Annotated in this window: 13 protein-coding genes, 1 pseudogene and 1 riboswitch; of the genes and pseudogenes, 10 read left to right on the forward strand and 4 right to left on the reverse strand. The window is 61.8% G+C overall.

Annotated features, from left to right (window positions below; genetic code table 11):
- From BLQ92_RS24200 to BLQ92_RS24225, 6 genes and pseudogenes are all read left to right on the forward strand, one after another.
- Positions 1–1,389, forward strand: a complete 1,389-nt coding sequence (locus BLQ92_RS24200) for a cytochrome ubiquinol oxidase subunit I (protein WP_090687302.1) — start codon at positions 1–3, stop codon at positions 1,387–1,389.
- 5 nt (positions 1,390–1,394) lie between these two features.
- Positions 1,395–2,402, forward strand: a complete 1,008-nt coding sequence (gene cydB / locus BLQ92_RS24205) for a cytochrome d ubiquinol oxidase subunit II (protein WP_090687305.1) — start codon at positions 1,395–1,397, stop codon at positions 2,400–2,402.
- Positions 2,403–2,439: 37 nt separating this feature from the next.
- Positions 2,440–3,351 carry a bestrophin family protein gene (locus BLQ92_RS24210; RefSeq protein WP_090687307.1) on the forward strand — a complete coding sequence of 304 codons (912 nt, stop codon included), beginning with the start codon at positions 2,440–2,442 and terminating at the stop codon, positions 3,349–3,351.
- Positions 3,352–3,475: 124 nt separating this feature from the next.
- Positions 3,476–4,582 (forward strand): GTP 3',8-cyclase MoaA, encoded by a 1,107-nt coding sequence (moaA, locus tag BLQ92_RS24215; protein ID WP_425194924.1) that lies wholly within the window; start codon positions 3,476–3,478, stop codon positions 4,580–4,582.
- Positions 4,575–4,715 (forward strand): annotated as a pseudogene (locus BLQ92_RS24220) (molybdenum cofactor biosynthesis protein MoaE); the annotation flags it as partial. The gene moaA and the pseudogene BLQ92_RS24220, both read left to right, overlap by 8 nt.
- Positions 4,716–4,758: 43 nt before the next feature.
- On the forward strand, positions 4,759–5,016 hold the full coding sequence (locus BLQ92_RS24225; RefSeq protein WP_090687312.1) for a MoaD/ThiS family protein: 258 nt from the start codon (positions 4,759–4,761) through the stop codon (positions 5,014–5,016).
- A gap of 78 nt (positions 5,017–5,094) precedes the next feature.
- On the opposite strand, the gene BLQ92_RS24230 is transcribed toward BLQ92_RS24225, so the two are convergent.
- Positions 5,095–6,522 (reverse strand): aminotransferase-like domain-containing protein, encoded by a 1,428-nt coding sequence (locus BLQ92_RS24230; protein ID WP_090687314.1) that lies wholly within the window; start codon positions 6,520–6,522, stop codon positions 5,095–5,097.
- Positions 6,523–6,795: 273 nt separating this feature from the next.
- On the opposite strand from BLQ92_RS24230, the gene BLQ92_RS24235 reads away from it, so the two are divergent.
- Entirely contained in the window at positions 6,796–7,785 is a 990-nt protein-coding gene (locus BLQ92_RS24235) for a LysR family transcriptional regulator (RefSeq protein ID WP_090687317.1), read from the forward strand.
- 152 nt (positions 7,786–7,937) lie between these two features.
- Complete coding sequence (locus tag BLQ92_RS24240; RefSeq protein WP_090687319.1) at positions 7,938–8,378, forward strand: ester cyclase; 441 nt, start codon at positions 7,938–7,940, stop codon at positions 8,376–8,378.
- 301 nt (positions 8,379–8,679) lie between these two features.
- On the opposite strand, the gene crcB is transcribed toward BLQ92_RS24240, so the two are convergent.
- Positions 8,680–9,060: a fluoride efflux transporter CrcB gene (crcB, locus tag BLQ92_RS24245; protein ID WP_090687320.1), complete on the reverse strand. Its 381-nt coding sequence runs from the start codon at positions 9,058–9,060 to the stop codon at positions 8,680–8,682.
- Positions 9,061–9,134: 74 nt separating this feature from the next.
- Positions 9,135–9,198, reverse strand: a riboswitch (Fluoride riboswitch).
- 324 nt (positions 9,199–9,522) lie between these two features.
- On the opposite strand from crcB, the gene BLQ92_RS24250 reads away from it, so the two are divergent.
- Positions 9,523–11,169 carry a sensor histidine kinase gene (locus BLQ92_RS24250; RefSeq protein WP_090687323.1) on the forward strand — a complete coding sequence of 549 codons (1,647 nt, stop codon included), beginning with the start codon at positions 9,523–9,525 and terminating at the stop codon, positions 11,167–11,169.
- On the opposite strand, the gene BLQ92_RS24255 is transcribed toward BLQ92_RS24250, so the two are convergent.
- Positions 11,156–11,482, reverse strand: a complete 327-nt coding sequence (locus tag BLQ92_RS24255) for a hypothetical protein (RefSeq protein ID WP_090687327.1) — start codon at positions 11,480–11,482, stop codon at positions 11,156–11,158. The genes BLQ92_RS24250 and BLQ92_RS24255 overlap by 14 nt on opposite strands.
- 125 nt (positions 11,483–11,607) lie before the next feature.
- Positions 11,608–12,189: a DJ-1/PfpI family protein gene (locus BLQ92_RS24260; RefSeq protein WP_090687330.1), complete on the reverse strand. Its 582-nt coding sequence runs from the start codon at positions 12,187–12,189 to the stop codon at positions 11,608–11,610.
- Between the two features lie 251 nt (positions 12,190–12,440).
- Between BLQ92_RS24260 and BLQ92_RS24265 the strand changes: the two genes are divergently transcribed.
- The gene (locus BLQ92_RS24265) at positions 12,441–12,851 is read left to right on the forward strand and encodes a BCAL1086 family glycoprotein (RefSeq protein ID WP_090687332.1); all 411 of its coding nucleotides are present in this window, start codon (positions 12,441–12,443) and stop codon (positions 12,849–12,851) included.
- The last annotated feature ends 120 nt before the right edge of the window (positions 12,852–12,971 follow it).

Below are 12,971 nucleotides of genomic sequence, written 5' to 3' on the forward strand. Positions count from 1 at the left end.
ATGGAAATCTTCGACGCATTCCACCTTGCCAGGTTGCAGTTCGCGTTCACGGTCTCGTTTCATATTATTTTTCCGGCGATCAGCATCGGCATGGCCAGTTTCCTCGCCGTGCTCGAATGGCGCTGGTTGCTGACCGGCGACGTGGCCTATAAGGACATGTTTCTGTTCTGGTCGAAGATCTTCGCGGTCGGCTTCGGCATGGGCGTGGTCTCGGGTGTGGTGATGGCCTATGAATTCGGCACCAACTGGAGTGGTTTTTCCAGCTTTGCCGGCAATATCACGGGGCCTCTGTTGACCTATGAGGTGCTGACCGCGTTCTTTCTCGAGGCGGGCTTTCTCGGCGTCATGCTATTCGGCTGGAATCGAGTCAGTCCTCGCGGGCACTTCTTTGCCACGCTCATGGTGGCGGTGGGCACGCTCATTTCCACGTTCTGGATTCTCGCGTCGAACAGCTTCATGCAGACGCCGCAAGGGTATGCCATCGAAAATGGCCGTATCGTCCCGGTCGACTGGATGAAGGTGATTTTCAACCCGTCGTTTCCGTTTCGTCTCGCGCATATGACCATCGCCGCGTTCATCGTCGCGGGCTTCATCGTCGCCGCTTGCGGGGCGTGGCATCTGCTGCAGGGCCGGCGCGACAAACCGGTCATGCGTAGTTTTTCGATGGCGCTGTGGATCCTGCTTCTGCTGACGCCGATCCAGAGCGTGGTGGGCGACGCGCACGGCCTCAACACACGCGAATATCAGCCGGCCAAGATTGCGGCGATCGAAGGACTGTGGGAAACCGAGAAAGGCGGCACGGCGCTCAATCTGGTTGGGCTGCCCGACATGAATGCGGAAGTGACGCGCTACGCGATCCAGATACCGCATCTGGGCAGCCTGATCCTGACCCATAGCTGGGACGGGGAGATACGCGGGCTGAAGGAATTTCCGCCGCAGGACCGACCGTATTCGCCAATCGTGTTCTGGACCTTCCGGATCATGGCGGGGCTCGGCATGTTGATGTTGTTGACGGCGCTGCTCGGCTTGCTGCTCAGACTGCGCGGCCGCCTCTACGAGACGCGCTGGTACCAGGTGTTCGTGCTGTGCATGGGACCTTCCGGCATCGTCGCGCTATTGGCCGGGTGGATCACGACGGAGGTCGGCCGCCAGCCGTGGACGGTCTACGGTGTCTTTCGTACTGTGGACTCCGTCTCGCCGATCGGCTCGCAGCAAGCCGGCGTGTCACTGCTGATCTTTGTACTGGTGTACTTCCTGGTGTTCGGCATGGGGTTCTACTACATGATGAAAATGATGAAGCGTGGACCCGAGGAGCATATCGAGCGCAGCAAGTCGCGCCGGCATCCGGTGCTGCGTAATCGCCCGCTCGACGCGCTAGAAGGGGAGTAACCGCCATGCAAATCGATCTCCCTGTTGTGTGGGCCGCGATCATCGGACTCGGCGTTTTCATCTACGTGATGCTGGACGGATTCGATCTCGGCATCGGCCTGCTGTTTCCGTTCTTCGAGGGAAAAGGCGACCGGCAAGTGATGCTCAATACCATCGCGCCGGTCTGGGACGGCAACGAGACCTTCCTCGTACTAGGCGGCGCCGGGCTCTATGGGGCATTTCCGGTGGTCTATTCGACGTTGCTGCCCGCGAACTATCTGCCGCTGATCCTGATGGTGGTGGGCCTGATCTTCCGTGGGGCGGCTTTCGAACTGCGTGGCAAGGCCACCCGCACCCAGCACGCCTGGGATCTTGCCTTCATGGGCGGTTCCGTGCTCGCGGGGCTTTGCCAGGGCATCGTGCTGGGCTCGCTGCTGCAAGGCATCAAGATCGTCGATGGCCGCTTCGCCGGCGCCCCGTTCGACTGGCTGTCGCCGTTCAGTCTGTTCTGCGGCATTGGCGTACTCGCGACCTATGCGACGCTCGGCTGCGGCTGGCTGATCCTGAAGACGGATGGCGAATTGCAGCGCAAGATGCGCGAGGTGATGCGGCCGCTCGTAGGCGTTCTGCTCGGGGTGATGGCGATTGTCAGTCTGTGGACCGTGGTCGGCTTGCCGGCGGTGGCGTTTCGCTGGTTCGGCAGCGGCAATCTCGGCTGGTTTCTGCCGGTGCCGGTCCTTGTCGTCGCCTGTGTATGGGGCGTGTTCCGTTCGCTGCGACTAAAGCATGAGGCGACGCCTTTTCTTCTTACGCTGGCGCTGTGCTTTCTCGGCTACAGCGGCTTGCTCATCAGCATCTGGCCGAACATCGTGCCGCCGTCGCTGACGATCTGGGAGGCCTCGTCGAGTCACTCGAGCCAGTTGTTCACACTGGTCGGCACCGTGATCGTGCTGCCGATCATCCTTGTCTACAACTTCATGCAGTATCGCGTGTTCCGCGGCAAGGTGCGGGAAGGGGACGCCGGTTACCACTGAGGGTGACAGCGCAAGCAGATCATTACTAGAGCAAATTATGATTGTGAGGCCAGGGCAAAACTGGTTCCGGCTGCTGTTTGTCTGGAACGGTTCCGTGTTGCAGTCGATTATTCCCCAACTGATTTTTATGGGGGCGGTCAGCAGTCTCGCTGTCCTGACGCAAGGACGCATCTTCGGCGAGAAGATCCCGCTGAATACGGCGCCCTTCACACTATTCGGCCTTGCACTGGCGATCTTCCTTGCGTTCCGCAATAACGCAAGCTACGAGCGCTTCAATGAGGCACGTCATCTTTGGGGCAACATCCTGATCTCTGCGCGCGCGCTGACTTCGCAGATGCTGTGTTACGCGCCGGCGGACGCTGAGCGCATTCAGACTGCCCATACGCTGATTGCCTGTGTGTACGCGCTGAAGCATCAATTGCGCGGGACCGACCCGACTCCGGATCTGCTGCGTCTGCTCGGGCGCGCGCGAACCGAAGTGTTGCAGCACACCTGCTACAAGCCGACGGCGCTTCTCAATGAGCTTCGTCGCGACTTCGCCGATCGGCAGGGCGGGGCCTCGGTATCCGATACCAGGCTCTGGATGTTCGACGCTCAGATCAACGAGTTGGGAAAGACCGTCGGAGGATGCGAGCGGATCGCATCCACGCCCATTCCGTTTGCCTACAGTGTGTTGCTTCACCGTACCGTCTACGCCTATTGCGTGTTGCTGCCGTTCGGTCTGGTCGATTCGACGGAATTCTTCACGCCGCTTCTGTGCGTTTTCATTTCGTATACGCTCATTGCGCTCGAAGCGATTGCCAGCGAAGTCGCCGATCCGTTCACTGTCGCACCGAATGCACTGGCGCTTGACGCCATGAGCCGTAACATCGAACGGTCGATTCTCGAGCTGTGTGGCTGTGAACTTCCCGACGAGGTCGTACCGGTGCGCCAGTACCAGCTGACCTGACTGTACTCCTCGAATTCCGCACAGACTGTGCGTTCCAGACCCAGGGCCGACGCACTATTCTGGCAGCAGGTCATTCAAGGACCATCGCTGTGTATTCCGCGGCATGCCGCCCACTTCCGGATAGATCGTGAACCTCATCGCCCCGCCCATACTTGCCGATACGGTATCCCGCCATGGCTTATCCGCCGGCGCTGCCACGTCTACGCTCGACAAGCTCGATCGGCCATTGCGGGATCTACGTTTGTCGGTCATCGATCAATGCAATTTCCGCTGTACGTACTGCATGCCGCGGGACACCTTCGGCGCAGACTATCCGTTCCTGCCATCTGCCCAACGGCTGTCGTTCGAACAGATGCTCAAGCTTGCGAAAGCATTCGCTCTGCTCGGGGTGGAGAAAATACGCATCACCGGCGGCGAACCGCTCCTGCGGCGTGGGCTCGAATCCCTGATCGAACAGCTCGCAAAACTGACCACCGCAAGCGGCAAACCGATGGAGCTCGCGCTGACCACGAACGGGTCGTTGCTCGCCGCGAAAGCGCGTTCGTTGCGCGACGCCGGCCTTGGCCGCGTGACGGTGAGCCTCGATGCCGTGGACGATGCGGTGTTCCGCCGGATGAGCGATGTGGACATGTCTGTGTCGCGGATTTTGGGCGGGATCGAGACGGCGTGTGCCGTGGGACTCGAGCCGATCAAGGTCAACGCTGTGATCGAACGAGGCGTCAACGACAGCCAGATCCTGCCGCTCGTGCGGCTCTTCAAGGGCACTGGCGTCACGGTGCGCTTCATCGAATATATGGACGTTGGCGGCGCGGGAGGCTGGTCCAGTACGAAGGTGGTCACGGCTCGCGAGACGCGCGATATCGTCGAAGCGGCGTTTCCTTTAGTTCCCGTCGTCGTTGATGAACATACTGGCACCGCCGTCAACTATCGCCATGCTGACGGCACAGGCGAAGTCGGATTCATTGCGAGCGTATCGCAACCTTTCTGCGAGTCGTGTTCACGGGCCCGCGTATCGGCCGACGGCCAGCTTTATTCATGCCTGTTTGCCACCGATGGCACCGATCTCAGGCCCTGGCTTACCGATGCCGTCTCAGTCGAGCAACTGGCGCTGGCCGTCCGCAGCCGTTGGACCCAGCGCGACGACCGCTACTCCGAGCTTCGCGCGACGCCGCGCAAGCCGGGATCGGGAAAAGTCTATCCCACCGTGCGCATGTCGTTGGTAGGCGGTTGACGCGTGCGAATTCCTGATGGACTTTCTGAAGGCGCATGCACCGCTCTGGAAGAAGGAAATCCGCCGCGATGGCGCCGTCAGATGGATCGAGGCCAGGGCGCGTGACGAACAGTCGATGCTGCGGTGGGGTTGATGTGCCAGCCACCCACATCGCTTCCGGCAACAGGAACAGAGCAATGAAACTCACCATCCGGTATTTCGCCAGCGTTCGTGAACAACTCGGCATCGCGCAGGAGATCGTGCACCTCGACGTGTCCGAACTCCCCGTTGACTGTCTGCGGGTCCGGCTTGCCTCTAGAGACGAGCGCATGGCCGAGGCACTGCGCGCGGATCGGTCGCTCCGTACAGCCGTCAACCACGAGATGGTCGCCGACACGTTTGTCGTGCGCGAGGACAGCGAAATCGCCTTCTTTCCGCCCGTCACCGGGGGCTAAGGTTTCCCTGACGCTTCAGGTCAAGCGGCACACAGTTCACCCGTGCCCTCACGCGCTCGGGCAGCCGCCAGCGTGTGGCTAACGGGCGCACATCGCGACGAGCTTGCCGACGGTAATCACCGCCTGTTCGATTTCTCTCGACCACGGGCTGCTGTAGTTGAGGCGGATGAAGTTCCGATAGGTCGTCTCCGAGACCGAAAACATGTAGCCCGGTCCGATGGTGATGCCCTGGTCGAGCGCCAGCGTATAGAGCCGCATCGCGTCGACCTTGGGCGGCAGTTCGATCCACAGCACGTAGCCACCCGCCGGGTTGGACATGCGCGTGCCTTCGGGGAAAAACCGCGCGACCGTCGCCTTCATCAGATTGGCCTGTTGCGCATACGCCCGCCGAACCCTTCGCAGATGATGCTCGTAGCCATCGCGCTCGAGGAATTCCGCAATCGCCATTTGCGGAATCGACGGCGAGGTCAGTGTGTTCAGGAACTTGAGCTTCTCGACCTGATCGCGATACCGGCCCGGCAGCGCCCAACCGATCCGGTAGGCTGCGGTGAGGGTCTTCGAGAACGAACCGCAGTGGAGTACCAGCCCCTTCGTATCGAACGACTTCAAGGTGCTGGGATGCGTGCTGTCGTAGTGAAGCTCGTTGTAGACACCGTTCTCGATGACCGGAATATCGTGCTTCGTCAGGAGTTGCACGAGTTCGCGCTTGCGCTCGTCGGGCATCAGAAATCCCAGTGGATTCTGGAAGTTCGGCATTACCATGCAGGCCGTGATGGTCTGCGACTCCACAATCGCGGCAAGCGCTTCAATATCGATGCCGTGTTCCGGATGAGTCGACACCTCGATCGCTTTCATGCCCATCCGTTCGATCGCATGGAGCATCGCGTAGAACGTGGGGGATTCGACCGCGATCACGTCGCCCGGTTTCGCGACCGCCTGAAGGCACAGATTGATCGCCTCAGTCGCGCCGACCGTGATGATGATCTCGTTCGGGTCGACAGCCATGCCGTTCTCGAGGTAGCGCCGCGCGATCTGGCGCACAAGTGCCGCATTGCCGGGTGGCAGCGCGTCGGTCACGCCCCAGCGGGTCTTGCCGCGTCCCGCGTCGTAAGCGTAGCGGTTGAGCTTTTCGAAGGGAAACAGACCCGGGTCGGGGTAGGGCGAACCGAGCGGCACGGCGTCGTCGACACCGATCGAGCGCAAGGTGGACAGCACCAGCCGGCTGACGTCGACTGGCGACGAAATCGGGATCGGTTTCGATGGCCTGAGCTCGAGCGCTGTTCGTCCGCCCCCGTCGCCGCGAAAGTTGACGAAATAGCCGGACTGGGGCCTGGCGGTTAGCAGGCCCCGGCTTTCGAGGAGCAAATAGGCGCGGATGACAGTCGTCACGCTGAGCCGGTGCTGCTGGCTGGTCTGCCGTACCGACGGGAGGCGTTCGCCATGCCCGTACACGCCTTGCTGGATCAGTTTCTCGATGTCGTCGGCAAGCTTCTCATAGAGGTTCATCGGACGATTCCCTTAGCGTTTCTTTGCGGCCAGCCATACCGGCCTCTCCCTCGGCTTTCACACGCGTGCGTCACCATAGAGCCGCGCGGTGCGCAGAGCGTAACAGAACTGTACTGACGCAAGACGGCCCGATTTGTGCACTCTGCGGCCGACGGCTCCGTCTTAACCTGTACTCCATCAAACGAACAATCCCGGGTCCTCAGACAGGGATCTTTCGCAGCGTAAGGATTGCTTCGAATTACGCGAGATCGGCACACATGGAGGTTGGGCGCGATGAATCTGCTGGAAGCCATGCGTATTTACGTCAGGGTGGTTGAACGAGAGAGTATTTCCGCCGCAGCGCGGGACCTCGATATGGGGCAGCCGGCCGCCAGCGAGCGCATCGAGCGGCTCGAGAAGTACCTTGGCTGCCGGCTTCTGCTGCGCAGCGCCCGTGCGTTCAATTGCACACCCGAAGGCCTCACCTTCTACGAGCGTAGCAAGAGGATCCTCACCGCCGTGGAGCAGGCGGTCGCTGAAGTGTCGAACGACGGGCAGGAACTGAAGGGAACGATTCGCATCGCGGCACCTCACTGCTTTGGCGAAACGATCGTGCCGGAGGCGTTGACGCGGGTGCGCGCGACCTACCCACAGCTGGATCTGGAGCTGGTCCTGAACGACAGGATCGTCGATCTGGTGACCGAGGGCGTCGACATTTCCTTTCGTCTTGGGCAGCTTGGCGAAGGGGCCTTCATTGCCCGTCAGTTGGGGCAGGTTGGGCGCGTTCTCGTAGCGGCCCCTGACTATCTGAGCCAGCACGGTCCGATCGCTGAGCCGTCCGACCTGGTAAAACACCCGTTCGTTCGGGTCCAGGGCATGTTCGGCACGGAGCAGTTGCCGCTCAGGCACGTGGCGACCGTCGTGGAGAGCGCGCCTATCCGTACCGCAGTCAAGACCAGTCATTGGCGGCCCATGTACGAAATGATCCTTTCGGGTGTCGGCATCGGGGTGCTCGAAGAGCCGGCGTGCGTTGCTGGATTGGCAGACGGCCGGCTGGTCCGCTTGCTGCCGGAATTCGAGGTGCTGCCGCTGGATCTGAATCTTCTGATCCAGGCGCAACGTCCGGTGCCGCCGCGGGTGCGGATGATTGTGACGATGCTGAGACAGTGCACCTCGGAAATTCTGGAGAGAGTGCGCGTCGACTGCGGCGGAGTGACCAGTCGCTTTGGAGTGCTTGCGGACGACGAGGTGTCCGCGCTTTTAACGCCAACGCTGTCGGCCTGAGGGCGCCTGCCGGATCTGCGGCGATCAAGGCTCATTTCGTCCGATGCCGGCAAACGGAAAGACAAGTGACGGTCGGTGCGAAACTCGCTATCGTTGACAGGTAACGCCGGTGATGCTCAGGGCTGTCAAATATTCTTCAGGAGTATTCGCTCATGACCTTAGATGCCAACGAAATTCTGGCTCGTGAAGCCGTCGAAGCGTTCTATCGGGCTTTCGAGGCGAAAAGTGTCGAGTTATTGAGGAAGGTAGTCACCCCTGACTGGCAGTACCTTCCAGAGCCTGCCGGGACTGCACATGGGCCTGATCAGATGGTTCCGGTGTTCGAGCGTCTCGCGACCGCGATTCCTGATATGAAAGTCGAAATTCTCGACCTGCTGGTTCATGGAGACCGGGTGGGCGTGCGCGCGGAGGTCAGCGGCACACAGACTGGGGAACTGCTCGGCATTGATGCGAGTTCCAAGCACCTGCGATTTGCGATTCATTCATTCCATCAGCTACGCGGAAGTTTGATCGAGAAAACGTGGCACCTCGAGGATTGGCTATCGGTGTTCCGGCAACTCGGGCAGTTGCCTAAAACGCTTGACCGGCCTTGAAACAAACGCCAGAAAGGCAGGCGCTTGACCCCGGAGATCCAGGGCTGACACTGGGCACATGCTGGTTGCCAGCAGAGATAGCGCGCAGTGGGTGACGCTCCGGGATTCGGAGCGGATAATGAAAAATCCAGCGAGGATTCGACGATGAAGCCCGAACCATCAGATCGACGTCACGGTTTCCTGCACAGCCTGAAGTGGATGGTCATCCTCTGGTGCCTTGGAGTCGGCGCTACCGTACTCCTCACACTTCCCTTTCATTTTCTCATCGCAGAGATGATGCGGAAATAGCCGCCGGGCCTGCCTAGCGCGTCACGAGCGACACGGTCGCGATGCCGAGCACGGTCATCACCAGCGACGCCGACACGTGAATGGCGATCTCACCGGCGGCCCAACCGAAGCGGCCGTCCTGCAGGCGTTGCACCACCTCGGCGGAGAAGGTCGAAAAGGTGGACAGACCGCCCATCAACCCCGTAATGACAAACAGACGCCACTCGGGCGCCAGTTCCGGCAAACGGGCAAAGAAGGCCACGGCGACGCCGATCACATACCCGGCAATCACGTTGGCGGCAAGGGTGCCGAGCGGCAGGGCGGGGAACAACGCGTTCAGACGGATCCCGAGAAACCAGCGGAACAACGAACCCAACGCACCGCCGATACCCACTGCCAAAATAGATAGATACATGTAAAGACGCCTGGCAAAGTCGCAAAGTCGACAAGCCGGACTGAGCGCAGACGAACTTGGGTCCGCAATCGGCCGGGCTATCAGGCATCATCAGCCCGACTTGGGCGGTTAAAGGAGAATGCCATCTCCAGCGCGCGATTTTATCATTGCCGCATGCATGTGGGGACAGCTAGGGACGGGACGAAGCGGCCCGGAATGCACCGGATTTGTGCATAATATGAAGCCAGACTATCTGGTCCGATTACGAGTGGCAATGCGCTTTGCATGATGCTGATCCAGTCGATCATTGTGCCGTTTATTCACCGCGCATAGGGTGTCCGGCGCCTGCTGGCGGCGCGCGCGCCTCGTTGCGGAGATAGACGGTATAAGGCATCGACGCCCTTTGTCATCCTGCGCAAACGCCGACATAATGTAACGTCCCCCTGCACGGCCTGCCGGGCTTCCGAACTACTTCGCGTACGCATGAGACTGACAACCAAAGGGCTGTTGCTAATCGCGATTCCGGCCGTCTTCGAACTTGCCCTCCTGTCGGGGCTCGTGAAGGCGCAGGTGGATGCCGCCGAGGCCGAGCGCTGGGCGACCCACAGCGAGGACGTGCTGCGCCAGACCTCCGCGATCCTGGAGCCGGTGCTGCTCGACTCGGTGCGCCTGCGCGGCGCGGTTCTCAGCGACAACGCGGATGTCACCACGCCGGTGGCGTTGTGGATGGACGTCGACCGGCGCATCGACCAACTGGCCGATCTGGTTGCCGACAATCCTACCCAGGTCGAACGCGCGGTGCAAATCCGCCAGTCGGTGCAGGCTTACCGGCAGTGGTCGGATCGTGTGCAGGACCTGTTGCACTCGGGACGCCGGCGCGACGTGATCGAGCGTTTTGGCCAACTCTCGACCACCGATGTGCTCGACCGCTTCCGCGCTCAGGTCATAGCGTTCCAGAACGAGGAGCGCAGTCTCGATGCGCAGCGCTCCACCGAGGCCGATGCCGCGCATGAGCGCCAGCAGGTGCTGCTGGTCGCCGCCGTGTTCGGTTCGATCCTGTTCGTCGCGCTGGCCGTGTGGCTTTTCACGCGCGGCGTGCGGGGCCGGCTTGCACTCCTCTCCGACAATGCCGGGCGGCTCGCCAGCAACGAGCCGCTCTCGCCGATCGACCCCGGCTCCGATGAAATCGCCCGGCTCGATCAGACGCTGCATGAAACCAGCCGACGCCTGCTCGAGGCCGAGCGCATCCAGGCGCGCTTCCAGGCCGATCTGGCGCGCCGCGCCAATGAACTGGCGGCCATCAACGAGACGCTGCGGCAGCAGACCCAGGAAAACGAGATGTTTATCTATAGCGTGTCGCACGATCTGCGCGCGCCGCTCGTCAACCTGCAGGGCTTTTCGAAAGAACTGATTCACGCGTGCGACGATCTGCGCGCGGCGGTGCAGCAGTCATCCCTCACGCCGGCACGGCGCCAGCATATCGAGCAGCTCGTCGACGAAGACATCGGCGAGGCCTTGCATTACCTGCAGACTGCGGTGCTGCGCGCCTCGCACATCATCGACGCGTTGCTGCGGCTCTCGCGCGTCGGGCGCGTCGAATACCGGCGCCAGCAGGTGCAGGTGCGCGACATCGTGCAGCGCGTGGTCGACGCCATGCAGGTGTCGATCCGCGCCCGGCGCGCACGTGTGGTGGTGCATGAGTTGCCGTCGGTGTGGGGGGACCCGACCGCGCTTGAGCAGGTGTTCGCCAATCTCGTCGGCAACGCCATCAACTACCTCGATCCGGCGCGCGAAGGACGGGTCGAGATCGGTACGACGCCGGCGCCGCCCGGCGTGCATTCGCTGCGGATTTTCTATGTGAAGGACAACGGGCTCGGCATTCCAGCCGTGGCTTTACCGCGCCTGTTCAACGCGTTCCAGCGCTTGCACGGCAATGTCGTGGCCGGCGAGGGGATCGGACTGGCACTGGTGCGCCGGGTGGTGGAGCGGCATGGCGGCCGCGTATGGGCGGAGTCGACCGAAGGCGCGGGAACAACCTTCTATCTTTCGCTGCCTGAAGCGGAGCGGCGCGCGCCACATGCAGAGCCGGAGATGCTGGCGGTAGGCGCGCAGGGGCTCAGCACGCGCTAAAGAGCCGTCGCGGTTTGAGCAGCTTGCTGCCGCGAACCGACCAGTAGCAGCCGAACGCCACCAGTAGGGCGGCGACCGCGAGTACGGTGTGGGGTGCCGCATGCATGCCGAGCAGGCCGTCCAGCACGAACAGACCGTGCACCAGAATCAGCACGGCGCCCCACAGTGAGAGCGCGGCCTGCACCAGCAAGCGGGTACCGGTGACGCGACGGGCGCGGTTTTCGAGCGACCAGCTTGCGGGTGCCCGGCCACAAAAGAAAGCGATCGCAATCAGTGCGATCGCGAGAATGACGATCCAGTCTGTCAGTTCCATCGAAAGAGGCTCCAAAGTCAACCGTCGACTATAGGAAGACCTCTTGCGATGGACTATCGGACGAGTCTCAAATGCCTCGATGGGGCGTCGGGCGCCGCACCGGCAACCCGACGCAGGTGCGGATCTCAGAGTTCGATACGCGTGCCGAGCAGCACGAGGAATTGCCGCAGCCATTCGGGATGCGCAGGCCAGGCTGGCGCCGTGACGAAGTTGGCGTCGGTGATGGCGGCGTCGACCGGAATGTCGGCGAACTCGCCGCCCGCCAGTTTCACTTCAGGCGCACAGGCCGGATAGGCGGAGATTCGCTTGCCGCGAATCACGTCGGCGGCCGCCAGCAGTTGCGCGGCGTGGCAGATCGCGGCGATCGGCTTACGCTGTTCCGCGAACTGACGGACGATATCGATCACTTTCTGGTTCAGGCGCAGATACTCGGGAGCACGGCCGCCAGCGATGGCGAGCGCGTCGTACTGACCGGGATCGACGTCGTCGAAGCTCGCGTTCAGCGTGAACTGGTGGCCCGGCTTTTCGGTGTAGGTCTGGTCGCCTTCGAAATCATGAATGGCCGTCTTGATGCGGTCGCCCGCCGACTTGCCCGGGCATACGGCGTCGACCACGTGGCCGACCGCCTGCAGTGCCTGAAAAGGCACCATTGTTTCGTAATCCTCGGCGAAATCGCCGGTCAGGAACAGAATCTTCTTTGCTGCCATCGCATGCCTCCAGTGGAATTGCGGAACACATCGAATCGTCGACCAGTCTACTCCATCGTGTTTGACAGAACCGCGACGCACGCCGCTGGCGGCGCGCCAGCCGAGTCAGATGGCACAGCCTCTTGCGAACCCGGGATGCCGGGTGGGTAGTGCCAGGGCGTATCATTGAGCTATTCCCGTATGACGAAGCCGCTTGCCGCGGTTCAGATGCCACAATGACTTTATTTCCCCACCGTCCACTGCTGTGCCGTATGGCCTGCGCCGCGAGCTTGCTCTGCGCAATAGCTGCGTGCCAGAAAAATGACGCCTCCGCTGGGCAAGTCGCCGGCAAGATGGATGACGCCGCACAGCAGGCAGGGCAGAAGCTCGATCAAGCCGCGAGCTATGTCGGCCAGCAGGTCGATACGGCGAAACAGAACCTCGAGTCCGCCTCGGCGCCGGCCATCAGCGTCGATCCATCGGCACTCGCCTCGAGCGCACAAGCCAATCTGCAAGGCGCGGCCAGCGCGGCGAGCGCCGAGCTTGGCAAGGCGGCCTCGCTGACCGGCGCCGGCCTGCAGAACGCGGGCCGCAAGCTGCAGCAGTGGTCCGACAGCACCGCAGGGGCGTCGTCGGCCTCGGCCGCATCGAGCGACAGCAACAGCAACGACGCCCAGAAGTAGCTGGACAAATGACGACAGGGTGGCTGCAGCAGGTCGGCAAGGACGTCATGACGAGGCGCCGGCGGATCGGCGGTGGACGGGGTTTGACAACGGAATTAAATGTAATTACTATGGTTACAT

The sequence above is a fragment of the Paraburkholderia phenazinium genome (assembly GCF_900100735.1).
GTDB classification, from domain to species: domain Bacteria; phylum Pseudomonadota; class Gammaproteobacteria; order Burkholderiales; family Burkholderiaceae; genus Paraburkholderia; species Paraburkholderia phenazinia.

Bases quoted from the DNA above. Each gene is read 5' to 3' on its own strand.
- BLQ92_RS24240 (WP_090687319.1), top strand. From the start codon at position 7,938: ATGACCTTAGATGCCAACGAAATTCTGGCTCGTGAAGCCGTCGAAGCG.
- BLQ92_RS24235 (WP_090687317.1), top strand. From the start codon at position 6,796: ATGAATCTGCTGGAAGCCATGCGTATTTACGTCAGGGTGGTTGAACGA.
- BLQ92_RS24250 (WP_090687323.1), top strand. From the start codon at position 9,523: ATGAGACTGACAACCAAAGGGCTGTTGCTAATCGCGATTCCGGCCGTC.
- cydB (WP_090687305.1), top strand. From the start codon at position 1,395: ATGCAAATCGATCTCCCTGTTGTGTGGGCCGCGATCATCGGACTCGGC.
- BLQ92_RS24225 (WP_090687312.1), top strand. From the start codon at position 4,759: ATGAAACTCACCATCCGGTATTTCGCCAGCGTTCGTGAACAACTCGGC.
- BLQ92_RS24255 (WP_090687327.1), bottom strand. From the start codon at position 11,482: ATGGAACTGACAGACTGGATCGTCATTCTCGCGATCGCACTGATTGCG.
- BLQ92_RS24265 (WP_090687332.1), top strand. From the start codon at position 12,441: ATGGCCTGCGCCGCGAGCTTGCTCTGCGCAATAGCTGCGTGCCAGAAA.
- BLQ92_RS24210 (WP_090687307.1), top strand. From the start codon at position 2,440: ATGATTGTGAGGCCAGGGCAAAACTGGTTCCGGCTGCTGTTTGTCTGG.
- BLQ92_RS24260 (WP_090687330.1), bottom strand. From the start codon at position 12,189: ATGGCAGCAAAGAAGATTCTGTTCCTGACCGGCGATTTCGCCGAGGAT.
- crcB (WP_090687320.1), bottom strand. From the start codon at position 9,060: ATGTATCTATCTATTTTGGCAGTGGGTATCGGCGGTGCGTTGGGTTCG.
- BLQ92_RS24230 (WP_090687314.1), bottom strand. From the start codon at position 6,522: ATGAACCTCTATGAGAAGCTTGCCGACGACATCGAGAAACTGATCCAG.
- BLQ92_RS24200 (WP_090687302.1), top strand. From the start codon at position 1: ATGGAAATCTTCGACGCATTCCACCTTGCCAGGTTGCAGTTCGCGTTC.